The following is a 22,584-nucleotide window of genomic DNA, read 5'->3' on the forward strand; positions in this document are numbered from 1 at the left end:
AAAACCTGTAAAACCTGCATAAATCGTCTGAAAAGGCTCAAATTCAGCCCTTTTCAGGGGCGCTGAGCCGAATCAGAACGCTTTTTTTCTCACTTTTTCGCCGGGGTATTTGCCTTGCATTTGGCAATCTGACCGAGCGCTTTCTGTTGCAGTTCAGGGGTGGCCTTATTGTCCATCAGCGCCTGAATGTCGGCTGCAGGATAAGACTTGATGGCATCAGCGCCACAAGCGCAGTGCGATTTGGCCGCAGCAGCGCCAATTTGCGGAGTCGCCGCCTGGGTGCACTGGGCCATGTACTTCTCGCGCTCGCCCTTCGGCCAGTCGGCGTGGGCACTCAGCGGCAGCAGCATAAGGATAGGGGCGACTACGGCGAACAGGGTATTCAGACGCATGCGAGGATGCTCCTTGTGGGTCAATGTCTTGTTATCTGAGGGCTGAAAGGTCAATCAAGTTCAGCACTCTGGCATAAAAACAGACGATTTGCCTTGTGATCAAACAGAGGCATAAGTGACCGCTCATCTGTGCTAGCATGCCGGGCTCAAGCGTTCTCAGGCTCCGGATGACCTACAGTCTCGGCAGCGGTCGACGTGCGAATATTTCGATTTGAATCCCAGTCACTCTGGTTCGGTTTTCCGGTTGGCCGCAAGGCTCCTGCCGCTGTAAGGCAGGCGTTCGTCATTGAATGGCCTGGATCGGATCTTGTACTGGCTCATCCCAACCCACGTGACCTTTGGTAGGGGTCACCACTAGGAGAGGAGGCGCCATGCCAACTATTACTCTTCCCGACGGCAGTCAACGTTCATTCGATCACCCGGTTTCCGTAGCCGAGGTCGCCGCATCCATTGGTGCCGGTCTGGCCAAAGCCACCTTGGCCGGCAAGGTCAATGGCCAACTGGTCGACGCCAGCGACATCATCAGCAGCGACGCGACCCTGCAAATCATCACGCCAAAGGATGAAGAGGGGCTGGAGATCATTCGCCACTCTTGCGCTCACCTGGTTGGCCATGCGGTCAAGCAGCTGTACCCGACTGCGAAAATGGTCATCGGGCCGGTCATCGACGAAGGCTTCTATTACGATATCGCCTTCGAACGTCCTTTCACTCCTGACGATATGGCCGCTATCGAACAGCGCATGCAGCAGCTGATCGAAAAAGATTACGACGTCATCAAGAAGGTCACTCCGCGCGCCGAAGTGATCGAAGTGTTCAAGGCTCGTGGCGAAGACTACAAGCTGCGTCTGGTCGAAGACATGCCGAACGAGCAGGCCATGGGCCTGTATTATCACGAAGAATATGTCGACATGTGCCGTGGTCCGCACGTGCCGAATACTCGCTTCCTGAAATCCTTCAAACTGACCAAGCTGTCGGGCGCCTACTGGCGTGGCGACGCCAAGAACGAGCAATTGCAGCGCGTTTACGGCACCGCTTGGGCAGACAAGAAGCAGCTGGCAGCTTACATCCAGCGCATTGAAGAAGCTGAAAAGCGCGATCACCGCAAGATCGGCAAGCGTCTGGGCCTGTTCCACACCCAGGAAGAATCCCCGGGCATGGTGTTCTGGCACCCGAACGGCTGGACTCTGTATCAGGTGCTCGAGCAGTACATGCGCAAGATCCAGCGCGACAACGGCTACCTTGAGATCAAGACCCCTCAAGTCGTTGACCGCAGCCTGTGGGAGAAATCCGGGCACTGGGCCAACTACGCCGACAACATGTTCACCACGCAGTCGGAAAACCGCGATTACGCCATCAAGCCGATGAACTGCCCATGCCACGTGCAGGTGTTCAATCAAGGCCTGAAGAGCTACCGCGAGCTGCCGATGCGTCTGGCTGAGTTCGGTGCTTGCCACCGTAACGAGCCGTCGGGTGCGCTGCACGGCATCATGCGCGTGCGTGCGTTCACTCAGGACGACGCCCACATCTTCTGCACAGAAGAGCAGATGCAGGCTGAATCCGCTGCGTTCATCAAACTGACGATGGATGTTTATCGTGACTTCGGCTTTACCGATGTCGAGATGAAACTGTCCACTCGTCCGGAAAAACGCGTCGGTTCCGACGAATTGTGGGATCGCGCTGAAGCCGCATTGGCTGCAGCCCTTGATTCTGCGGGCCTGCCGTACGATCTGCAGCCGGGTGAGGGTGCGTTCTACGGTCCGAAGATAGAGTTCTCGCTGAAAGACTGCCTTGGTCGGGTCTGGCAATGTGGTACTCTGCAGCTCGATTTTAACCTGCCTGTCCGTTTGGGCGCTGAATACGTCTCTGAAGACAACAGCCGCAAACACCCAGTAATGTTGCACCGTGCGATCCTCGGTTCCTTCGAGCGTTTCGTCGGTATTTTGATCGAGCACTATGAAGGTGCATTCCCTGCGTGGCTCGCGCCAACCCAGGCGGTGATCATGAATATCACTGATAAACAGGCAGATTTTGTTGCAGAAGTTGAAAAAACTCTCAACGAAAGCGGATTTCGTGCCAAGTCCGACTTGAGAAATGAAAAGATCGGCTTTAAAATCCGCGAGCATACTTTGCTCAAGGTTCCCTATCTCTTGGTAATCGGAGATAAGGAAGTCGAGATGCAGACTGTCGCTGTGCGTACTCGTGAAGGTGCTGACCTGGGCTCGATGCCCGTCGCCCAGTTCGCTGAGTTTCTCGCGCAAGCGGTTTCCCGGCGTGGTCGCCCAGATTCGGAGTAATTATTATTAAGCGTGAAATGAGACAAGATAAACGAGCTGCACCGAAAGCCCCGATCAACGAGAATATCTCGGCACGCGAGGTTCGGTTAATTGGGGCTGAAGGTGAACAGCTTGGGATTGTGTCAATTGAAGACGCGCTTCTTAAGGCTGAAGAGGCCAAACTGGATTTGGTGGAAATTTCCGCCGATGCAGTACCCCCTGTTTGCAAACTGATGGACTACGGCAAATCGATCTTCGAGAAGAAGAAGCAGGTTGCCGCGGCCAAGAAGAACCAGAAGCAGATTCAGGTTAAAGAAATCAAGTTTCGTCCAGGGACGGAGGAAGGGGATTACCAGGTAAAACTGCGCAACCTGGTACGTTTCCTGAGTGATGGGGACAGGGCCAAGGTATCCTTGCGATTCCGCGGCCGTGAGATGGCCCACCAGGAGCTGGGGATGGAACTCCTCAAGCGGGTTGAAGCTGACCTGCTCGAGTACGGTTCGGTCGAACAGCATCCTAAGATGGAAGGACGCCAGCTGATCATGGTCATCGCCCCGAAAAAGAAGAAGTAATCAACAGGGCACGGCAGGCCTTCTGATTATGTTTATCAACTGAATGCGGAGTATCCGAACATGCCAAAAATGAAAACCAAAAGTGGTGCTGCTAAGCGGTTTCTGAAAACTGCTAACGGTATCAAGCACAAGCACGCTTTCAAGAGCCACATCCTGACTAAAATGTCGACCAAGCGTAAGCGTCAACTGCGCGGTAGCAGCTTGCTGCATCCGTCTGACGTGGCAAAAGTCGAGCGCATGCTGCGCCTTCGTTAATTTTAGTCAAGAATAGAGGAAGTAACTCATGGCTCGTGTAAAGCGTGGCGTCATTGCCCGTAAGCGTCACAAAAAAATTCTGAAACTTGCTAAAGGCTACTACGGCGCACGCTCCCGCGTATTCCGTGTTGCCAAGCAAGCGGTAATCAAGGCAGGCCAATACGCCTACCGTGACCGTCGTCAGAAAAAACGTCAGTTCCGCGCTCTGTGGATCGCTCGTATCAATGCTGGTGCTCGTGTTAACGGTCTGTCCTACAGCCGTTTCATCGCTGGCCTGAAAAAAGCGTCCATCGAGATCGACCGTAAGGTTCTGGCTGATCTGGCAGTGAACGAAAAAGCGGTGTTTGCTGCGATTGTCGAGAAAGCTAAAGCCACCTTGGCTTAAGTACCCCCGACAATCACCCGGCCTCATTTCCGTGGGGTCAGGTGGTAAACGTCTTAAATAGGGGAAGAGCCTTCAAGCTCTTCCCCTATTTTGTATCTGGAGTCTGTACATGGAAAACCTGGATGCGCTGGTCTCTCAAGCACTAGAGGCTGTGCAAAGCGCTGAAGATATCAATGCCCTGGAGCAAATCCGGGTTCAATACCTTGGCAAGAAGGGTGAATTGACTCAGGTGATGAAGACCCTGGGGAATTTGCCGGCAGAAGAGCGTCCGCAAGTCGGCGCCCTGATCAACGTTGCCAAGGAGCGTGTCACAGGCGTTCTCAATGCGCGCATGGCTGTGTTTGAAGAAGCCGAACTGGCTGCCAAACTGTCTGCCGAATCCATTGACGTGACGTTGCCGGGCCGTGGTCAGACCTCCGGTGGTCTGCATCCGGTGACCCGGACTCTGGAACGTGTGGAGCAGTTCTTCACCCGCATCGGCTACGGCATTGCCGAAGGCCCTGAGGTCGAAGACGACTATCACAACTTCGAAGCGCTCAACATCCCAGGCCATCACCCGGCCCGGTCGATGCATGACACCTTCTATTTCAACGCCAACATGCTGCTGCGCACCCATACCTCGCCGGTACAGGTCCGCACCATGGAATCGAAGCAGCCGCCGATCCGCATCGTCTGCCCAGGCCGCGTGTATCGCAGTGACTCCGATATCACCCACTCGCCGATGTTCCATCAGGTCGAAGGCCTGCTGGTCGATCGCGACATCAATTTTGCCGACCTCAAAGGCACCATCGAAGAATTCCTGCGGGTGTTCTTCGAGAAAGAGTTGGCCGTACGTTTCCGTCCTTCGTACTTCCCGTTCACCGAGCCATCCGCTGAAGTCGATATGGAATGCGTGATGTGCAGCGGTAAAGGCTGCCGCGTCTGCAAGCAGACCGGCTGGCTGGAAGTGATGGGCTGCGGCATGGTTCACCCGAACGTGCTGCGTATGTCCGGCATCGATCCGGAAGAGTTCTCCGGTTTTGCCTTCGGTATGGGCGTCGAGCGTCTGGCCATGCTCCGTTACGGCGTGAACGACTTGCGTCTGTTCTTCGACAACGACTTGCGGTTCCTCGCGCAATTTCGCTAGTCGTAACGAATTCTTAGGAGAGCAGGATGAAATTCAGTGAACAATGGCTGCGTGGCTGGGTTAGCCCGCAGGTAAATCGCGATGAGCTGGTTGCTCGTCTGTCGATGGCCGGCCTTGAGGTCGATAGCGTTACCCCGGCCGCCGGTGTATTCAGTGGCGTGGTGGTGGGCGAGGTGCTGAGCACCGAGCAGCATCCTGACGCCGACAAGTTGCGCGTGTGCCAGGTTAGCAATGGCGCGGAAACTTTCCAGGTCGTGTGCGGTGCGCCAAACGTGCGTCCGGGCCTGAAGATTCCGTTCGCCATGATTGGCGCTGAGCTGCCGGGCGACTTCAAAATCAAGAAAGCCAAGCTGCGTGGCGTTGAGTCCAACGGCATGCTCTGCTCGCAATCTGAGCTGCAGGTCGGTGAAGGCAATGACGGTCTGATGGAGCTGCCGGCCGATGCGCCGGTGGGCGAAGATTTCCGTGTTTATCTGGATCTGGAAGACGCCAGCATCGAGGTCGACCTGACCCCGAACCGCGGCGACTGCCTGTCCCTGGCCGGTCTGGCCCGTGAAGTCGGCGCGCTGTACGACGCGCCGGTCACCCGTCCGGTGGTCATGGCCATTCCTGCCGTGCACGACGAAGTGCGTTCGGTAGAAGTGCTGGCGCCTGCCGCGTGCCCACGTTACCTGGGCCGCGTGATCCGTAACGTTGACCTGTCCATGCCGACGCCGCTGTGGATGGTTGAACGTCTGCGCCGCGCCGACGTGCGCAGCATCGACGCTGCCGTCGACATCACCAACTATGTGATGCTCGAACTGGGTCAACCGCTGCACGCCTTTGATCTCGCCGAAATCAATGGCGGCATCCGTGTGCGCATGGCGGAAGAGGGCGAGAAGCTGGTGCTGCTCGACGGTCAGGAAGTCAGTCTGCGCAGCGATACGCTGGTGATTGCCGACCACACCCGCGCTCTGGCGATTGCCGGTGTAATGGGCGGCGAGCACAGCGGTGTTTCCGCGACCACTCGCGATGTATTCTTGGAAAGTGCGTTCTTCGACCAGATCGCTGTGGCGGGCAAGGCTCGTTCCTACGGCCTGCACACCGATGCGTCGCACCGCTACGAGCGTGGCGTTGACTGGCAACTGGCCCGTGAAGCCATGGAGCGCGCCACTGGCCTGCTGCTGGAAATCACTGGCGGCGAAGCCGGCCCGATCATCGAGACCGTCAGCGAGCAGCATCTGCCGTCGATCGCACCGATCACCCTGCGTTCCCAGCGCATTACCCAGATGCTTGGTATGGAAATGGATTCCGCCCAGGTCGAGCGTTTGCTTGGTGGCCTGGGTCTGGGCATTACTGCCGACGGTGAAGGCCAGTGGCGCGTAGAAGTGCCAAGCCATCGCTTCGACATCAGCCTGGAAGTCGATCTGATCGAAGAACTGGCCCGTCTGTACGGTTACAACCGTCTGCCGGTTCGTTACCCGCAAGCGCGTCTGGCGCCGCAAGCCAAAGCAGAAGCGCGTAGCGATCTGCCGGAACTGCGCCGTCTGCTGGTGGCGCGTGGTTATCAGGAAGCGATCACATACAGCTTCATCGATCCGCGTCAGTTCGAACTGTTCAACCCGGGCGTCGAGCCGCTGTTGCTGGCCAATCCGATCTCCAATGACATGGCTGCCATGCGTTCGTCGCTGTGGCCTGGCTTGGTCAAAGCGTTGCAGCACAACCTGAACCGTCAGCAGGATCGCGTGCGTCTGTTCGAAAGCGGTCTGCGCTTCGTCGGTCAGCTGGAAGGCCTGAAGCAAGAGCCGATGCTGTCCGGTGTGGTGTGCGGTAGCCGTCTGCCGGAAGGCTGGGCGCAAGGTCGCGACACGGTCGATTTCTTCGACGTCAAAGCTGACGTGGAGGCCGTGCTGGGCTTTGCCGGTGCACTGGATTCGTTCACTTTCGCTCCTGGCAAACACCCGGCGCTGCACCCGGGTCAAACCGCGCGCATCGAGCGCGAAGGGCGTGAAGTCGGTTTCATCGGCGCCATCCACCCGGAATTGTCGAAAGCTCTGGGTCTGGATCGTCCAGTCTTCGTTTTCGAGCTGGTTCTGGCTGAAGTGGCACTCGGTAAAATGCCGAAATTCCACGAGTTGTCGCGCTTTCCTGAAGTGCGTCGTGACCTTGCACTGATTGCGCACAAAGACGTCGCGTCCGCAGCCGTACTGGACGTAATCCGTGAAAATGCAGGCGAATGGCTCACAGATCTCAGGCTGTTTGACGTGTATCAGGGTAAAGGTATTGATCCTGATAGAAAAAGCCTTGCAGTTGGCTTGACCTGGCAGCATCCATCGCGCACTCTTAATGACGATGAGGTGAATTCGACGACGCAAAATATCCTCACCTCGCTCGAACAAAGGTTGAACGCCACGTTAAGGAAGTGACGTATGGGGGCTTTGACGAAAGCTGAGATGGCGGAACGTCTGTATGAAGAGCTGGGCCTGAACAAGCGGGAAGCCAAGGAATTGGTCGAACTGTTTTTCGAGGAAATCAGGCACGCTCTTGAAGACAACGAGCAGGTCAAATTGTCCGGTTTCGGCAATTTCGACCTTCGGGACAAACGCCAGCGGCCTGGCCGCAACCCGAAAACGGGGGAAGAAATCCCGATCACGGCTCGCCGTGTGGTCACCTTTCGTCCAGGGCAGAAGTTGAAGGCCCGAGTTGAGGCTTATGCTGGAACCAAGTCATAACGACGAACTACCCGTCATCCCGGGCAAACGCTACTTCACCATTGGTGAAGTCAGCGAGCTGTGTGCTGTAAAGCCACACGTGCTGCGCTACTGGGAGCAGGAGTTTCCTCAACTCAACCCCGTCAAACGCCGCGGAAACCGCCGGTATTATCAGCGCCAAGACGTGCTGATGATCCGGCAGATCCGCGCGCTCCTTTACGATCAGGGTTTCACTATCGGCGGTGCGCGCTTGCGTCTATCCGGCGATGAAGCCAAAGACGACACGACCCAATACAAGCAGATGATTCGGCAGATGATTGCCGAGTTGGAAGATGTACTGGTGGTTCTCAAGAAATAAAAAGCAGCGTTTGAATACTTCCAGTTTTCAAAAGCTTGCGCTATATTCTTGAGCGTTCTTCGAGGTGAAGAGCAGTTGCAAAACCAGTCGGGGCGTAGCGCAGTCCGGTAGCGCACTAGCATGGGGTGCTAGGGGTCGAGTGTTCGAATCACTCCGTCCCGACCATATAACTCAATGACTTAGCCCAACTTTCGCGAGTTGGGCTTTTTCATGCGTAGGGACTTTTGCGGGGGGCATCCCGTTTTATGCGTAGTACAGGTTCAGCGCAATCAGCTCAAACACAGCCACAAATACGCAGAACGCAACGAATCTTCGGGTAAAAACCCGGCGAGGCTTTTCATAGCCTTGATAGTTACTGAATGCGCTGCAAAGGTTTCCCAGAAAATCAATAAAGTCCATCAGATCTGCATCCTCGCCTGCGTGCTTCATGCATCTTGCCAATTCCAATCTGGTTGAGATCTCTCATTGTCCTTACGATCGTCCTCGGTAGTCGGCGTAGGGCGCTACTTCACCCAAAGAGAAGTATCAGTACTTTTCTGGGTGAGTAAGCCATGGAGAGGGTGACTCACTTTTCGCGATAGCGTCTACACCCCGGACATCAGAAGGTTATAAGGACATACCGTGCTACGGAAGCTCATTTTGCTATTGGTCTCGTCACAACTCACAGGCTGCGCATGGCTCGGGGCTGTGACCTATGGACGTTATGATTGCTACGACGGGCTTGAGGCTGAGTATCAGCTTGCGCAGTTTATCGGTCCTTTCGCACTTATCGACTTACCTTTCACCTTCGTGGCGGATACCGTTTCACTACCTTTTTGTTGGTACTGATGGCGAGGAATTCATTGTGTGAGTGGCCAGTCGTAGAGGGAAAGTCATCTGCAACCCCGTTTACGCAGCTCAGCATCAACAACTAATAAGGATATTAAGTGTTTCGCAAACTGATGTTACTGGCGTTGATCGCCAGTTCAAGCGGCTGTGCAGCAACGGCCATGCGGATGGATTATGACAAGCATCGATGTCCTTACATCGGTGTTCGGCTCGACTGGTGGTTGGTCGGTACATCCAAAGGCAAGTTGATTCCCTTTTTATTGATCGACGCGCCATTTTCATTGGTGGTCGATACCGTATTCTTCCCCTTCGAATATCAATACACCTGCAATTTCTGACTTGTGGGTAGTGCAATCCAAAGTAATGTAAAACTCCCTTAGAAAAGCCTTGGCACACGCCAAGGCTTTTTTCGTTTCTGACGCCACCGCCGGTAAAACTCAGGACGATCCGATCCTGCCGTCCCGAACCTGCATCAGTGCAAACCCCAAAAGATTCAGGCCTTTCCACAGATTCGGATTGTTCACATCTGCGTGATCTTGTGCGAGCCCAATTCCCCAAATGGCATCAACCGGGCTCGCTTCGACAATGACCCGAGATCCAGTGCGCATCAGGTATTCGTCCAGCTCCGGGTTTTGGGAGAACTTGGCTTGGTTTGCCTGGGCGACGATGTCGTATCGGTGTTGCAGCCAGAGTGGGTCGTTGAAACCGCGCACCTTGCGACCGAGGGCTTTGGCTGCGTTTGGCGTGGGGGCCAGCAGCACTTGTGCACGAACTTCCTGATCGTCGAACAACGCTGCCTTCTCGGCCATCATGAAGTGTTCGGCTGTCGGGTAGCGTTGCCCCTCGACAACGAATTCGGCTTCGTACCACTGGCTGAAGCACGAAGCCGTGACGGCGCTTTTGCTTCGCTGGTGTCCCCAGAAAAAGGTGAAATCCAGAGGCTCTCCAGCGTTGAAGCGAGCGCGTAGATCTTCGAGAAGTTTAGAGTCGTGCAATGAGATTTCCTCGGTAACTGACTTTCGACGTTACAGTCGCTGTGCGTGTCAGGGCAATACGCAATATCGCCCAGAGACTAATCCAGTGGGCCCAATACCTGGCGGTAGTGTTCTTCGCCTTGAGGCGTCTGCCGGGTCAGGCGGATTTCCAGGCCTTGTGGGTTCTCTTTGCGGTTGCCGCTGAGCTGACGCCACCCCATCTGCGGTTCCCAGACGCGTACTTGCAGGTCGCTGATGCTGTCGAGCACCGCCACTGCCTGTTTCGGCGCAGGCAGTGGGTAGCGATCACGTGGCGTGGCGGCGGCGCGGTACAGGGTTTGATCTTTCAACCACCAGCGCACGCGCTGCAAGCCATTCTGCGAGGTGACTGCACTGCGGATCACGTCAAGACGAAAGCTCTGGTCGTCGGCGCTGCGCACGCTGATTGCCGCTGGCTGCTCGGATCGTTCGTCATCGTTGTCGTTCAACAGTGGTTCGCGCAGTTCGATGCTGGCGCGCAAGGCGATATCTCGTTCCAGTTGATGCAGCGTGCGCAGCAGCGCTTCGGTGTGTTCGGTGCTCGCCTGCAGGTGCGTGTCGGCGCGGGTCACGCTGTCCAGACCGCGCCAGGCGATCAGGCTGACGATCGCCATGAGCATGATCGCGACCATCACTTCGATCAGGGTAAAACCCTCTTGCCGGCTATTCATGGTTGATTGGCCAAGGTCAATTTGCCCGTGGCTGTGCGTTGCACGGTGAGCGTGTTCTGGCCGTCCGAGAGTTGCAGTTGCACGGGTGAATCGAACCACTCGGCATTCAGTATCAGCGGCTGCCTGGGTGTCACTTGCACCTTCATTGACGGCGTTTCCCAATGACGAGGGCGCAGTTGCGGATCGGCGAGAAAGTGATCGAAGCCGGAGCCTTGTTCATTGCGACGACTGAAACGAAAGCCGTTTTTGTCCGCCAGCCAAGTGATCGGGCGTCCATCGGCCAGGGCTTCGGCATGGGCGATTTGCAGCAACTGGATCAAGCGATTGGCGTCCTTGCGCAGCAGTTGCGCCGGGTCAGGCTTGATACTCAGGCTGACGGCGGCGCTGGCAATGCCGATGATGATCAACACCACCATCAACTCGATGAGGGTGAAGCCTGTTTGTCTGTCCTTGGTCATACCGCAACGTTCCTTCGTTGTGAATCCATCCTGGCGGATTCGAACCATCAATCCCGATAGAAAAGCGAATGTTGTCCTGTAGACTGCGACGCAAGACAACAGGGAGGTTGGGTCTTGGCATTTACTTTTCGCTTATCCGCAACGCAGCTTGTGCAATCGGCGGCGCTGATCGCTGCACTGGCAGGGGGACTGTTCTGGTCTGCGCTGTTGCTGACGCCGGCACAATCCCACGTTCCGGCGATGGACCCCCAAGTGCTGCCGACGCGCGCCGACACAGCGGCTTTGCAGTGGTTTTCCAACCAGCCGGCACCGTTGGATATCAAAGTTTCCGGAGTGCTGGCAGGGGCGCACGCTGCGGTGGCGATTCTAAGTCTCAACGACGGTCCGCCGCGCAGTTTTCTGGTGGGTGATCGCCTGACCCAGGGGGTGCGCGTGATAGCCATTGAACAGGATGCGGTGGTCATTGAGCGTGGCGCAGAACAGAGCCGATTAAAAGTCAGCACGCTGCCAGACTCCCCGTCGCTGCCTCGGTTGACTCGACCCTGAGCAGCGTCATTGGCGCTTTTCCTGCGGCCGGCCGAGTAAGGTTTCGAGTCGCGCCAGGGGTGGCGCCTGACGTTCGCGATCGGAAACCAGCAGCGTCACGCGCATCAGTCGTCCATCGGTGCTCGGGGTCATGCGTTGATCACAGCGCAGTTGCAGGCGACCTTGATCACACTCGAAGGTTTTCTGTCCCGGGGCAAAATCTCCCTCCAGACGCAGTTCGGCGAGCCGGGTCTGCGCCGCCAGCAAAGCGATCGAGCGATCACGCAACAGGCCATTGCTCTGGGTCATCAGGCCCGCAACGCGAACGGCCGCAGACATGGCCACGGCGATGATTGCCAAGGCCACCAGAACCTCGATGAGGGTGAAACCTCGCTCCTTGGGCAACGCTTCCATGCTTGTCTCTGCGGTTGAAACCGGCCCGCAGAATAACACCCGTCCTTTGGCGAATGTGCAGAAAAACAGTGCGTTAATGATTGTTGTACGATGACTGGCTTTTGTTACACTGCGCGCCGAATGTAATCATGCCAAGGAAGGTTGAAATGGATTTCGCGCGCGTCAAATCTCAGTCCGCAGGCCGTCGAGGCCAGCAGGGTTTTACCCTGATCGAGATCATGGTGGTGGTAGTCATCCTCGGCATTCTGGCTGCGATGGTCGTGCCCAAGGTGCTCGACCGACCTGATCAGGCCCGAGCCACTGCGGCGAAACAAGACATCGCCGGCCTGATGCAGGCGCTCAAACTTTACCGCCTCGACCACGGCACTTATCCGACCCTGAATCAGGGCTTGAAAGTGCTGGTGGAGCGCCCGGCGGATGCGAAGAACAGCAACTGGCGCTCTTACCTGGAGCGCTTGCCCAACGACCCGTGGGGTCGTCCTTACAACTATCTCAATCCTGGCGCGAACGGTGAGATCGACATCTTCTCCCTCGGCGCAGACGGCCAACCCGACGGCGACGACGTCAATGCCGATATTGGTTCCTGGCAGCTCTGAGAGCGGCCATGAAATCATCCTCGCCACGGGCGCAGAAACAGCGCGGCATGGCCATTATCAGCGCCTTGCTGATTGCCGCCGTGGTTGCGGTGATCGCCGCTGGCATGCTCACCCGGCAGAGCGTCTTTACCCGTTCTCTTGAAGCAGAACAGTCCCGAGTGCAGGGCGCGGCCACGCTGTTGGCGGGGCTGGAGCTCAGTCGTCAACTGCTCAGGGACGCGCGTCAACAGGACGCGCTGACCCGGCTCGATCAACCTTGGGCGCAGCCTGTCAAAAGCCATTTGTTGAATTCGTCGGGGGGCGGTTTCGAGGGGCGCATCGAGGATCAGCAGGGCAAGTTCAATTTGCGCAATTTACTCAGCAATGAGCGTGTCGATGGCGGACAGTTGCGCAGCTTCGAACGCCTCTGTGAAATGATCGGCATCGATGCTGCCCTCAGCCAGCGCATCAGCCAGCGCGTCATTGCCTCCTACCCGAGAATGCCCGACCCTCAAGCCGCCGGGCAGAGTATGGCGCAGACGGGTTTCGACGGCGTCCGTGCGACGTCGCCGAGTGCGCATCGAAGACCCTTGCCGGCCACCCAGCCGATGTTGCGCAGCCTTGATGATTTACGTGGCCTCGAAGGCATAAATGAGCAACTGCTTGGTCGCTTGAATCAGTATGTCAGCCTGATTCCGGCTAAGACTTGGGTCAACGGTAATACTGCCAGCGCCGAGGTATTGGTGGCGGTGGTGCCGGGGTTATCGCTCGCGCAGGCCCGGGCCGTGGTGGGAGAGCGCGATCGTGGCCAGTGGTTCATCAATCGCGGGGACTTCGTCAACCGTCTGCACTTGCCGCATCTGACCGTCGACGGACTGAACGTCGGCATCAGCAGCGATTGGTTTCTGCTGCGCGGACACGCGCGTCGTGACCAGCGCCGCGTCAGCCTGGATGCGCTGTTGCATCGACCCGCCGACGACATGCCGAAAGTGATCTGGTCGAGGCTCGGCGTATGACTCGCCTGCGAGTCGCCTTGCCGCCGCTGGCGGGTTTGACCTCAGATTCCGAGGTTGAATTTGCGCGCCTGGATCGGCACGACCAGGTCAGTCAGACCGGTGTCAGTACGCTGTTGCTGATTGAACAAGAGTGGCCGTTACAGCCTGTTGAATTTTTTCTGCATCCGGCAGACAGCGTACTGACCAGTTTGCATTTGCCACCGCTGACGCCGGTGAAGATCGAGGCGGCGGTGAAGTGTGCCGCGCAGGCGCTGATTCTGGGTGGCACTGAACAAATGTACGTTGCACACAGTGCTCGTGAGGTCTCGGGGCAAGTGTCGCTGGCCTGGCTCGCGCAGGCATCTCTGGATCGTTTCGGACTGTTATTGGCTCAGCACCGATTGAAGCTGCGAGGCCTTTACCCGGCGCCTTATGCTTTGCCGGTGCCCGCGCAGGGGCAGGTCAGCGCGTGCGTATTGGACGGGCAATTGCTGCTGCGCTTCAGCCGTGCGCAGGCTTCGGTAGAACCCTTGGCGCAGGAGCGTCTGGATGAACTCGTCACCAGTGGTCGCGGCTTGCAGTGGATCGGCGCGGATGCTCCTGCAACAGTTGTCGAACCACGACCTGCGGAGCAGCGCTGGTGTGGCGTTGCGCCGGAATGGGGGCTGCATGCAGGCATCGGCAAGGCTGCCGGCCCCGCGCGCGGTTGGGGCAAGGCCATCTTCTGTTGTGCCTTGGCGATTGCGATCTGGGTGTCTGGGCTGAACCTTTACGCGGCCCGTGAAGTGACCCAAGGCGAGCAGCTCAGGGCGCAAATGAGCCAGCGGGTGAAGCAGGCTTTTCCAGAGTTGCCGGTGATCCTCAATCCGCTGCAGCAGGCTCGCCAGCAACTGGCGGCTCGACACAATGGGGTGGCGGCCGACGCGAATCACGGGTTCACCTACCTGGTGCAACATGCCGCGAGCGCGCTGCCGTTTATGGCAGGCAGCGTCCAGCGCATGACCTATGAGCAGGGACGTTTGCAGTTGGAGTTGGCCGCCGACACTGCGCAGGCACCCGCCGACGGCGCATTGCCGGGAGCGCTGACGCAGGCAAGGTTGGTCGCCAGACGCGAAGACAACGTTTGGATTTTCACCCCGCAGGTTGAGCCGGCAGCGGTCGAGGACGATGCCGTCATGGACAGCGACGATGAATAATCCACTGGCGATCTATCGGGCTCGCTGGCTGCTGCTGCGTGCACAGATTCATCGGCATTGGACGCCGCTGAGCTTGCGCGAAAAACGCCTGGTCGCGGGCACCGCATTGATGTTGGGGGGCGTGCTGATCTGGCTGCTGTTCATCCAGCCACCGCTGAAAAAGATTGAGCATTGGCAGACCGAAACGCCGAAGTTGCGTGGCCAGGCCGAAGCGCTGGATCTGTTGTTGCGCGAGGTGGCGACAGCGCCCATCGGGCAAAACGTCGAGCGATCATTGCAGCAATCTCTCGATGGCAGCGGGCTGCTGGGTCACTACCAGTTGCAGGTAATTGGCACCGCTTGGCAGTTGACGTTCGAGGATGCGCCCGCTGATGCCGTCATCAGTTGGCTGTTAATCCACCCCGTGCAGTTTTCACTTGAAGTGGTCGAGGCTCGTTTGCAGCGTGCAAGTGAGGTCAAGGTCGATGATACGGCAGGCACTCTGTCGGGAACCGTTCGCATGGATCAGGCGCTGGGCGCTAAGGAAGCTTCATGAAGTGGTCAGGTTCCAATTATGTACGTACGGCCGCGCCGTTTCTGTTGTTGGCACTGAGCGCATGCAGCAACACCAGCACCACACCACAGAACCAGCCCCCATTGCTGGTCGACAGTGAACTCGGTCGGCCGCTGGCCAACACCCAGCGCAGCGGCGACGCGGTGCTCGACCGCGAACGCGCACAGGCGCAGGCGCGACCGGCGCCGAAGCAATTGCACAACATCTCCAAAAGTGCGCGTAGCGGCGCGGCGGCTTCGGGCATTGCCTTGCCGAGCAATCCGTTGGGCGATCAACCGGTGACGCTGAATTTTGTCGATGCCGATATTCAAGCAGTGGTGCGGGCCTTGTCGCGTTCCACGGGGCAGCAGTTTTTGGTCGACCCTCGGGTGAAGGGTACGTTGACGTTGGTCTCGGAAGGTCAGGTGCCGGCGCGGCAGGCTTACGACATGTTGCTCGCGGCGTTGCGCATGCAGGGTTTCAGCGTGGTGGATGTTGGCGGTGTGGCGCAGGTGGTGCCGGAGGCGGATGCGAAGTTACTCGGCGGGCCGATTTACAGCGCCGACAAACCGGCGGGCAACGGCATGCTCACGCGCACGTTTCGTCTGCAATACGAGAATGCGGTGAACCTGATTCCGGTGCTGCGGCCAATCGTTTCGCCGAATAATCCGATCAACGCTTACCCCGGCAACAACACCATCGTTATCACCGATTACGCCGAGAACTTGACCCGCGTTGCGCAGTTGATTGCGAGCATTGATTCGCCGAGTGCGATCGACACGGATGTGGTGCAGATTCAGAACGGCATTGCCGCTGACATTGCGCCGATGGTCGCGGATTTGCTGGATGCGCCGGGCAATGATCCGACGCAGAAAATCGCCGTGATTGGTGATCCGCGCTCCAACACCATCATCATTCGCGCTGGCAGCCCGGAGCGCACGGAACTGGCGCGTAACCTGATCTACAAACTCGACAACGCGCAGAGCAATCCGAGCAATCTGCATGTGGTTTATCTGCGTAACGCGCAAGCGGCGAAACTGGCGCAGGCGTTGCGCGGTTTGCTCACCGGCGAAAGCGATAGCGGCACCAGCGACAGTGCGCGTTCGGTGCTCAGTGCGATGGGCGGCAGTACCGGCGGCAGCGCTGGACAGGATGGCCAGAGCGGGACGCAAACCAGCGGCACAACATCGACCAGCAATAGCAGCGGCAGTGCCGGTGGCAGTTACGCACAAGGCAGTGGCGGCACCAGTAGCAGCGGTAATCAGGCGAGCGATCAGAACGTCGCCTTCAGCGCTGGCGGCGTGACCATTCAGGCCGACGCCACCACCAACACTTTGCTGATTTCCGCGCCGGAACCGTTATATCGCAACTTGCGCGAAGTCATCGATCTGCTCGACCAGCGCCGCGCGCAAGTGGTGATCGAAAGCCTGATCGTCGAAGTCGGCGAGGATGATGCCAGTGAATTTGGTGTGCAGTGGCAGACCGGCAACCTTGGCGGCAAAGGCGTGATCGGCGGCGCCAATTTGGGCGGTTCGGGACTCAACACCAATGGCAAGACCAGCATCGACGTACTGCCGCAAGGTTTGAACCTGGGCTACGTCAACGGCACCGTCGACATCCCCGGCATCGGCAAGATTCTCGACCTGAAAGTGTTGGCCCGGGCGTTGAAGAGCAAGGGCGGCACCAACGTGTTGTCGACGCCGAACCTGCTGACGCTGGATAACGAAGCCGCGAGTATTTTTGTTGGGCAGACCATCCCGTTTGTCAGCGGCAGTTATGTCACGGGCGGTGGCGGCACCAGCAATAACCCGTTCCAGACCGTGACCCGTGAAGAGGTGGGTTTGAAACTCAACGTGCGCCCGCAGATTTCCGAAGGCGGCACGGTCAAGCTCGATATCTATCAGGAAGTCAGCAGCATTGATGAGCGGGCTTCGGCCAGTGCCAATTCGGCGGGGATTGTCACCAACAAACGCGCGATCGATACCAGCATCCTGCTGGATGACGGCCAGATCATGGTCCTTGGTGGTTTGCTGCAGGACGGTTACAGCCAGAGCAACGACGCGGTGCCGTGGTTATCGACGATTCCAGGAATCGGCGCGCTGTTTCGCAACGAACGCCGGGCGATCACCAAAACCAACCTGATGGTGTTCCTGCGCCCGTACATCATCCGCGACAGCGAAGCGGGGCGCAGCATCACCCTGAACCGCTATGACTTCATGCGCCGCGCTCAGGGTGGGTTGCAGCCGGAACGCAGTTGGGCGATGCCGGATATGCAGGCGCCACAGTTACCGACGGCGGCGCAGGGTGTGCCGGCGGTGTTACCGAGCTCTGGCCCACGCGCAACCATCAAAGCGGTGCCGATCCAATGAGTTCGCTGCCCTACGCCTGGGCCAAGGCGCAGCGCATTCTGTTGTGCGATGGCGTGTTGACGGTGTGCCCGTCGACGCCAGGCTGGTCGATCAGCGAGGCGCGGCGGCAGTTTGGCGCGACCACGATACAGCGCGTGCGCGATGACGAACTCGATGGCTTGCTCGCCGCTGCCTACGCCGACACCGGCAGCGCGGCGGCGGTGGTCGGTGCAGCAGAAAACGAAGTCGACCTCGATCGCCTGATGCAGGACATGCCGGAAATCACTGACCTGCTCGACACCCAGGACGGCGCGCCGGTGATCCGCATGATCAACGCCTTGCTCACGCAAGCCGCGCGCGATGAGGCCAGCGACATTCACATCGAACCGTTCGAAACCCATTCAGTGGTGCGCTATCGCGTCGACGGCACCCTGCGTGACGTGGTCTCACCGCGCAAGGCGTTGCACGGTGCGCTGGTGTCGCGGATCAAGATCATGGCGCAACTCGACATCGCCGAAAAACGCCTGCCGCAGGACGGTCGCATCGCTTTGCGCGTGGCCGGGCGGCCGATTGATATTCGTGTTTCCACAGTGCCCACTGGCCACGGCGAACGCGTGGTGATGCGCTTGCTCGACAAACAGGCCGGGCGTCTGCATTTGGAAACCCTCGGCATGGACGCGCAGGTGTTAGCCAAACTCGATCACCTGATCCGCCAACCCCACGGCATCGTCCTGGTGACCGGGCCCACCGGCAGCGGCAAAACCACCAGCCTGTACGCGGCGCTGGCGCGGCTGGATGCGAGTACCAGCAACATTCTCACCGTTGAAGATCCGGTGGAATACGACCTGCCAGGCATCAGCCAGATTCAGGTCAACGCCAAGATCGACATGACCTTCGCCCTGGCGCTGCGCGCGATCCTGCGGCAAGACCCGGACATCATTATGATCGGCGAAATCCGCGATCTGGAAACCGCGCAAATCGCCGTGCAGGCCTCGCTGACCGGGCATTTGGTGCTGGCAACCTTGCACACCAACGACGCGGTGTCGGCGGTCAACCGCTTGATCGACATGGGCGTCGAGCCGTTTCTGCTGGCCTCGTCGATGCTCGGGGTTTTGGCGCAGCGACTAGTGCGGCGGCTGTGCAATCAATGCAAGGAAGAAGACCCCACCGCGCCCGGCACCTGGCGCCCGGTCGGTTGTGCAAACTGCAATCAAACCGGTTACAGCGGCCGCACCGGCATCCATGAATTGTTCTGCATCGACGACGACATCCGCACCCTGATTCACCAAGGGGCAGGGGAGCAGGCCTTGCGCGCATCCGCCGCCAAAGCCGGGATGTTCAGCTTGCGCGAGGACGGTGAGCGCTGGATCCGCAGCGGAGCCACCGCGCCTGAAGAAATCTTGCGTGTGACACGGGACGCCTGATGAATCGCTATCGTTTTGAAGCTGCCGACGCGACCGGCAAGATTGAATCCGGGCACCTTGAGGCGGACAGCCAAAGCGCCGCGTTCACAACATTACGCGGGCGCGGTTTGACCGCGTTGTCGGTGCACAAGGAAAGCAATGTCGCCAGTCACGGTGGCGGTGGACTGTTCAGCGCCAAACTCTCGGACAACGATCTGGCTTGGGCCACGCGGCAATTGGCGAGCCTGCTCGGGGCCAGCCTGCCGTTGGAAGCCGCGTTGAGTGCCACGGTTGAGCAGGCCGAGAAAAAGCACATTGCCCATACGCTCAGTGCCGTGCGTGCGGATGTGCGCAGCGGCATGCGTCTGGCGGAATCGCTGGCGGCGCGGCCACGGGATTTTCCAGAGATCTATCGTGCGTTGATTGCGGCGGGTGAGGAGTCCGGCGATCTGGCGCAGGTTATGGAGCGGCTGGCGGATTACATCGAGGAACGCAACAACCTGCGCGGCAAGATTCTTACGGCGTTTATCTATCCGGGCGTGGTTGGGCTGGTCTCCATCGGTATCGTGATTTTCTTGCTCAGTTACGTGGTGCCGCAGGTGGTCAGCGCGTTTTCCCAGGCGCGGCAGGACTTGCCGGGGCTGACCTTGGCGATGCTCAACGCGAGTGATTTCATCCGCAGTTGGGGCTGGTTGTGTGCGGCGATCATGGCCGCCAGTTTCTGGAGCTGGCGCCTGTATTTGCGCAATCCGGCGGCACGTTTGAGTTGGCATCATCGGGTGCTGAAGTTGCCGTTGTTCGGGCGATTCATCCTCGGCCTGAACACCGCTCGTTTTGCTTCGACGCTGGCGATTCTCGGCGGTGCCGGGGTGCCGTTGTTGCGCGCGCTGGAGGCGGCGCGGCAGACCTTGTCCAACGACCGCTTGAGTTTGAGCGTCACTGAGGCCACGGCCAAGGTGCGCGAGGGCGTGAACCTGGCGGCGGCGTTGCGCGTGGAAAACGTCTTCCCACCGGTGCTGATTCATTTGATCGCCAGTGGCGAAAAAACCGGTTCGTTGCCACCGATGCTCGAACGCGCGGCACAAACCCTGTCGCGGGATATCGAACGGCGGGCGATGGGCATGACCGCGTTGCTGGAGCCGCTGATGATTGTGGTGATGGGCGGGGTGGTGCTGGTGATTGTGATGGCGGTGCTGTTGCCGATCATTGAGATTAATCAACTGGTCCAGTAGCAGGTTTTGATGGTGTCTGACTGGCCTCATCGCTGGCAAGCCAGCTCCCACAGGGTGCAGTGTTGTTGATGCGATCTGTGTCACAACAGAAAACTTGTGGGAGCTGGCTTGCCAGCGATGAGGCCAGTCAGGGCAATGAATAATCCAAACTTTCCCAGAACTCCACTCCCTGTACGATCTTCAAGCAGACATGAAAAAGCCCTCGTCACCGAGGGCTTTTCATTAACGCGGTTACATCGATCAATCAGATCTTGCCAGCGCCAGCCTTGGCTTTAACATCAGCAGCGACTTTGTCCGCATTCAGCGGGGTGTAGCTGTAAGGCGGGGTCCAGCCGATGCTCGAACTCCACGAACAGCTCAGTGCGCTGCCATTGAGTGTCGAACCTTGGTCGCGGTAAACGCTGCCACCGTAGTCGCCGGCGATTTTGTCGCAGCCGCTGATGCCGGAGATTTCGAACGCGTTTTTCTCGGAGAAAATCTTCGAGTTTTTACCCACACCGTGCGCGTAACTGAACGGGTAGACCTTATGGCTGGTGCTGCCCACGTGATAGTTGTTGTACAGGTGCACCTGGCCGAAGCGAACGCGTGGCGCGCGGGCGGAGATATTTTCGAACAGGGTGTTGTGGATCGTGACCTTGAGCTTGCCATCATCGGTGGTACGGCTGTCGCTGGAACCGATCAGGTTGTTCTTCTCGTGCGATTTGAACGCCGAGTAGGAAATGGTCACGTAGTTGGCACCGTTTTTCACGTCCAGTGCGCCGTCGTGGTGTTGCTTTGGACGACCGTTGGCGGTGCCGTTCTGGTCATCGGTGCGGCGGCCATCGGTGAAGGTGACATGGTCGACCCACACATTGTTGGCGCCTTCGATGGTCAGTCCGTCGTACTCGGAGTTCCAGTTGCCGGCGCTGCCGTCATTGGCGTCCCAGATCGGCTCCGGATCCCACGGGTTTTCGATGGTGATGTTGCGGATGATCACATCGTTTTCCTTGGCATAGAAGAAACCCTCGCGGATCTCCGCCGTGCTGCTCGTACCGACGATGGTCGTCTTGCCAGGGATATCCAGACGACCGCGCTTTTTCATATCGGCAGTCGTCGTATAAGCTTTGCCTTCGCTGATGTCGATGGGCCCGGTAATCTTGATAATGCGACCGTTGGTGCCGACTGAAGCACTGAGTGCAGCTTTCAGTTCGGCAGCGTTCTTCACGGTGTAGATGTTGTTGGCTGCGGCTTTGGAGCCACCCTTGGTGCCACCGTTTTGCGTGGCCCAGCCAGTCGTTGCAACATCCAGCCAGATATCGGCCGCTTGTGCAGGCAGGCTGGAAAACAGCAGGCTGCCGACGATGGCGCTGGCGAGTTTGCAGGCCGTGAAGGTTGTTGGTTTTGTCATGAGTAATCAGATCCTTGATTAACTTGAGTGTTTTACACGCGAAATTTCGACGTGTTTCTCGAGCGGACGTCCTTATCGCCATTGCAGCGAATCGAACGTCCGCTGCATGAGAAATCCTATCATGTGAACTGGTGCGTTGTCGTACAACTGAATGGGCTATGATGCGTAATTATTCGAAAATTCGAGATTTTTGTTGCTGATGGACAGATCCAACGCCACACCCAATGTTCGTCGCCGGCATCGCAGCCTGGCGGAGGACCTGGTCACCGAGCTGTCCCGACGCATTTGCAGCGGCGAACTCGCGCGCGCGACGAAGCTGCCGACTGAATCCCAGGTCATGGCCGAGCACGGCGTCAGTCGCACGGTCGTGCGCGAGGCGATGTCGCGTTTGCAGGCGGCCGGCCTGGTAGAAACCCGGCACGGTATCGGCACCTTTGTTCAGGACATTCCCAGCCCGAGCGGTTTTCGCATTGATCCGGACAGCATCGTCACGCTTGCGGATGTCTTGGCGGTGCTTGAGTTGCGCATCACCCTTGAGGTCGAGGCCGCCGGCCTGGCGTGTGCACGACGTACCGATGAGCAACTGCAACTGATGCGTGATTCGCTGGACGCCATCAATTCTCGCGCCGTCAGTGTCGACTACGCCGTGTCGGCGGATTTCCAGTTCCACCAGCAAATTGCGCTGGCTACCGGCAACCGCTATTTCACCGACATCATGCTGCATCTGGGCGCGAACATTCTGCCGCGCACACGCCTGCACTCCAAACGCCTGGAGAATGACCGCAAGGAGCCCTATCTGGAGCGCCTCAGTCGCGAGCATGAAGACATTTACATTGCGATTGTCCGGCGTGATTCCGACGCCGCGCGCGCAGCCATGCGTTTGCATCTATCCAACAGCCGCGAGCGTCTGCGCCGAGCCTACGAGGCCGCAGACGCGGCGGCGTTGAACGTCTGAA

The 22,584-nt window shown here is 58.3% G+C and carries 25 protein-coding genes and 1 tRNA gene; 20 read left to right on the top strand and 6 right to left on the bottom strand.

The genetic code is table 11. The features are described from left to right. Positions 1-89 precede the first annotated feature (89 nt). Complete coding sequence (locus tag ACZZ0G_RS22310) at positions 90-392, bottom strand: hypothetical protein (RefSeq protein WP_463557540.1); 303 nt, start codon at positions 390-392, stop codon at positions 90-92. A 371-nt stretch (positions 393-763) separates the two neighbouring features. Between ACZZ0G_RS22310 and thrS the strand changes: the two genes are divergently transcribed. The 11 genes from thrS to ACZZ0G_RS22365 all read left to right on the top strand — a co-directional run bounded on the left by thrS (position 764) and on the right by ACZZ0G_RS22365 (position 9,217). After that, positions 764-2,686, top strand: a complete 1,923-nt coding sequence (gene thrS / locus ACZZ0G_RS22315; protein ID WP_007913488.1) for a threonine--tRNA ligase — start codon at positions 764-766, stop codon at positions 2,684-2,686. Then, positions 2,686-3,237, top strand: coding sequence for a translation initiation factor IF-3 (gene infC, locus ACZZ0G_RS22320; protein WP_170947229.1), 552 nt, complete (start codon positions 2,686-2,688; stop codon positions 3,235-3,237). The genes thrS and infC overlap by 1 nt, the downstream gene beginning before the upstream one ends. A 60-nt stretch (positions 3,238-3,297) precedes the next feature. After that, positions 3,298-3,492, top strand: a complete 195-nt coding sequence (gene rpmI, locus ACZZ0G_RS22325; protein ID WP_002553160.1) for a 50S ribosomal protein L35 — start codon at positions 3,298-3,300, stop codon at positions 3,490-3,492. Between the two features lie 28 nt (positions 3,493-3,520). Continuing rightward, positions 3,521-3,877: a 50S ribosomal protein L20 gene (rplT, locus tag ACZZ0G_RS22330; protein ID WP_007913489.1), complete on the top strand. Its 357-nt coding sequence runs from the start codon at positions 3,521-3,523 to the stop codon at positions 3,875-3,877. Positions 3,878-3,986: 109 nt separating this feature from the next. Next, positions 3,987-5,003: a phenylalanine--tRNA ligase subunit alpha gene (gene pheS, locus ACZZ0G_RS22335; protein WP_127926600.1), complete on the top strand. Its 1,017-nt coding sequence runs from the start codon at positions 3,987-3,989 to the stop codon at positions 5,001-5,003. Positions 5,004-5,029: 26 nt separating this feature from the next. Further along, positions 5,030-7,408, top strand: a complete 2,379-nt coding sequence (gene pheT / locus ACZZ0G_RS22340) for a phenylalanine--tRNA ligase subunit beta (protein ID WP_463557541.1) — start codon at positions 5,030-5,032, stop codon at positions 7,406-7,408. A 3-nt stretch (positions 7,409-7,411) separates the two neighbouring features. Next, a complete protein-coding gene (gene ihfA / locus ACZZ0G_RS22345; RefSeq protein WP_002553164.1) occupies positions 7,412-7,714 on the top strand; it encodes an integration host factor subunit alpha in 303 nt (100 codons plus the stop codon). Beyond that, the gene (locus ACZZ0G_RS22350; protein WP_003179985.1) at positions 7,695-8,051 is read left to right on the top strand and encodes a MerR family transcriptional regulator; all 357 of its coding nucleotides are present in this window, start codon (positions 7,695-7,697) and stop codon (positions 8,049-8,051) included. Before ihfA ends, ACZZ0G_RS22350 begins: the two co-directional genes overlap by 20 nt. Positions 8,052-8,139: 88 nt before the next feature. Next, positions 8,140-8,216: transfer RNA gene (locus tag ACZZ0G_RS22355), tRNA-Pro, on the top strand. A 522-nt stretch (positions 8,217-8,738) separates the two neighbouring features. Next, positions 8,739-8,879, top strand: coding sequence for a YceK/YidQ family lipoprotein (locus tag ACZZ0G_RS22360; protein ID WP_254846346.1), 141 nt, complete (start codon positions 8,739-8,741; stop codon positions 8,877-8,879). A 98-nt stretch (positions 8,880-8,977) separates the two neighbouring features. Next, complete coding sequence (locus tag ACZZ0G_RS22365) at positions 8,978-9,217, top strand: YceK/YidQ family lipoprotein (protein ID WP_150729447.1); 240 nt, start codon at positions 8,978-8,980, stop codon at positions 9,215-9,217. A 99-nt stretch (positions 9,218-9,316) separates the two neighbouring features. Here the strand turns inward: ACZZ0G_RS22365 and ACZZ0G_RS22370 are convergent, their stop codons facing one another. The 3 genes from ACZZ0G_RS22370 to gspH all read right to left on the bottom strand — a co-directional run bounded on the left by ACZZ0G_RS22370 (position 9,317) and on the right by gspH (position 11,021). Next, complete coding sequence (locus tag ACZZ0G_RS22370; protein ID WP_463557542.1) at positions 9,317-9,874, bottom strand: NADAR family protein; 558 nt, start codon at positions 9,872-9,874, stop codon at positions 9,317-9,319. Between the two features lie 77 nt (positions 9,875-9,951). After that, entirely contained in the window at positions 9,952-10,563 is a 612-nt protein-coding gene (locus ACZZ0G_RS22375) for a PulJ/GspJ family protein (protein WP_463557543.1), read from the bottom strand. Then, the gene (gspH, locus tag ACZZ0G_RS22380; RefSeq protein WP_463557544.1) at positions 10,560-11,021 is read right to left on the bottom strand and encodes a type II secretion system minor pseudopilin GspH; all 462 of its coding nucleotides are present in this window, start codon (positions 11,019-11,021) and stop codon (positions 10,560-10,562) included. The genes ACZZ0G_RS22375 and gspH overlap by 4 nt, the downstream gene beginning before the upstream one ends. A gap of 114 nt (positions 11,022-11,135) precedes the next feature. Here gspH and ACZZ0G_RS22385 point away from each other — a divergent pair, with 114 nt between their 5' ends. Further along, positions 11,136-11,567 (top strand): type II secretion system protein N, encoded by a 432-nt coding sequence (locus tag ACZZ0G_RS22385; protein ID WP_463557545.1) that lies wholly within the window; start codon positions 11,136-11,138, stop codon positions 11,565-11,567. Between the two features lie 6 nt (positions 11,568-11,573). Here ACZZ0G_RS22385 and gspI read toward each other — a convergent pair whose 3' ends face one another. After that, complete coding sequence (gene gspI, locus ACZZ0G_RS22390; protein WP_463557546.1) at positions 11,574-11,960, bottom strand: type II secretion system minor pseudopilin GspI; 387 nt, start codon at positions 11,958-11,960, stop codon at positions 11,574-11,576. Positions 11,961-12,106: 146 nt separating this feature from the next. Between gspI and gspG the strand changes: the two genes are divergently transcribed. Genes gspG through gspF form a run of 7 tightly spaced genes read left to right on the top strand, consistent with a single transcriptional unit; the run spans position 12,107 to position 20,241 of the window. Then, positions 12,107-12,556, top strand: coding sequence for a type II secretion system major pseudopilin GspG (gene gspG / locus ACZZ0G_RS22395; RefSeq protein WP_463557547.1), 450 nt, complete (start codon positions 12,107-12,109; stop codon positions 12,554-12,556). Positions 12,557-12,564: 8 nt separating this feature from the next. Continuing rightward, positions 12,565-13,551: a type II secretion system minor pseudopilin GspK gene (gene gspK / locus ACZZ0G_RS22400; protein WP_463557548.1), complete on the top strand. Its 987-nt coding sequence runs from the start codon at positions 12,565-12,567 to the stop codon at positions 13,549-13,551. Continuing rightward, the gene (gene gspL, locus ACZZ0G_RS22405; RefSeq protein ID WP_463557549.1) at positions 13,548-14,726 is read left to right on the top strand and encodes a type II secretion system protein GspL; all 1,179 of its coding nucleotides are present in this window, start codon (positions 13,548-13,550) and stop codon (positions 14,724-14,726) included. The genes gspK and gspL overlap by 4 nt, the downstream gene beginning before the upstream one ends. Further along, positions 14,719-15,261 (top strand): type II secretion system protein GspM, encoded by a 543-nt coding sequence (gspM, locus tag ACZZ0G_RS22410; RefSeq protein ID WP_463557550.1) that lies wholly within the window; start codon positions 14,719-14,721, stop codon positions 15,259-15,261. Before gspL ends, gspM begins: the two co-directional genes overlap by 8 nt. After that, positions 15,258-17,627, top strand: coding sequence for a type II secretion system secretin GspD (gene gspD, locus ACZZ0G_RS22415; RefSeq protein ID WP_463557551.1), 2,370 nt, complete (start codon positions 15,258-15,260; stop codon positions 17,625-17,627). The genes gspM and gspD overlap by 4 nt, the downstream gene beginning before the upstream one ends. Then, a complete protein-coding gene (gene gspE, locus ACZZ0G_RS22420) occupies positions 17,624-19,030 on the top strand; it encodes a type II secretion system ATPase GspE (RefSeq protein ID WP_180697983.1) in 1,407 nt (468 codons plus the stop codon). Before gspD ends, gspE begins: the two co-directional genes overlap by 4 nt. Next, positions 19,030-20,241, top strand: a complete 1,212-nt coding sequence (gene gspF, locus ACZZ0G_RS22425) for a type II secretion system inner membrane protein GspF (protein WP_463557552.1) — start codon at positions 19,030-19,032, stop codon at positions 20,239-20,241. Before gspE ends, gspF begins: the two co-directional genes overlap by 1 nt. Before the next feature lie 244 nt (positions 20,242-20,485). Here gspF and ACZZ0G_RS22430 read toward each other — a convergent pair whose 3' ends face one another. Continuing rightward, positions 20,486-21,628 (bottom strand): pectate lyase family protein, encoded by a 1,143-nt coding sequence (locus ACZZ0G_RS22430; RefSeq protein WP_463396924.1) that lies wholly within the window; start codon positions 21,626-21,628, stop codon positions 20,486-20,488. Positions 21,629-21,827: 199 nt separating this feature from the next. Here ACZZ0G_RS22430 and ACZZ0G_RS22435 point away from each other — a divergent pair, with 199 nt between their 5' ends. Next, positions 21,828-22,583, top strand: coding sequence for a FadR/GntR family transcriptional regulator (locus ACZZ0G_RS22435; protein ID WP_397482187.1), 756 nt, complete (start codon positions 21,828-21,830; stop codon positions 22,581-22,583). Position 22,584 lies beyond the last annotated feature (1 nt).

Source organism: Pseudomonas sp. AC169 (assembly GCF_979258515.1).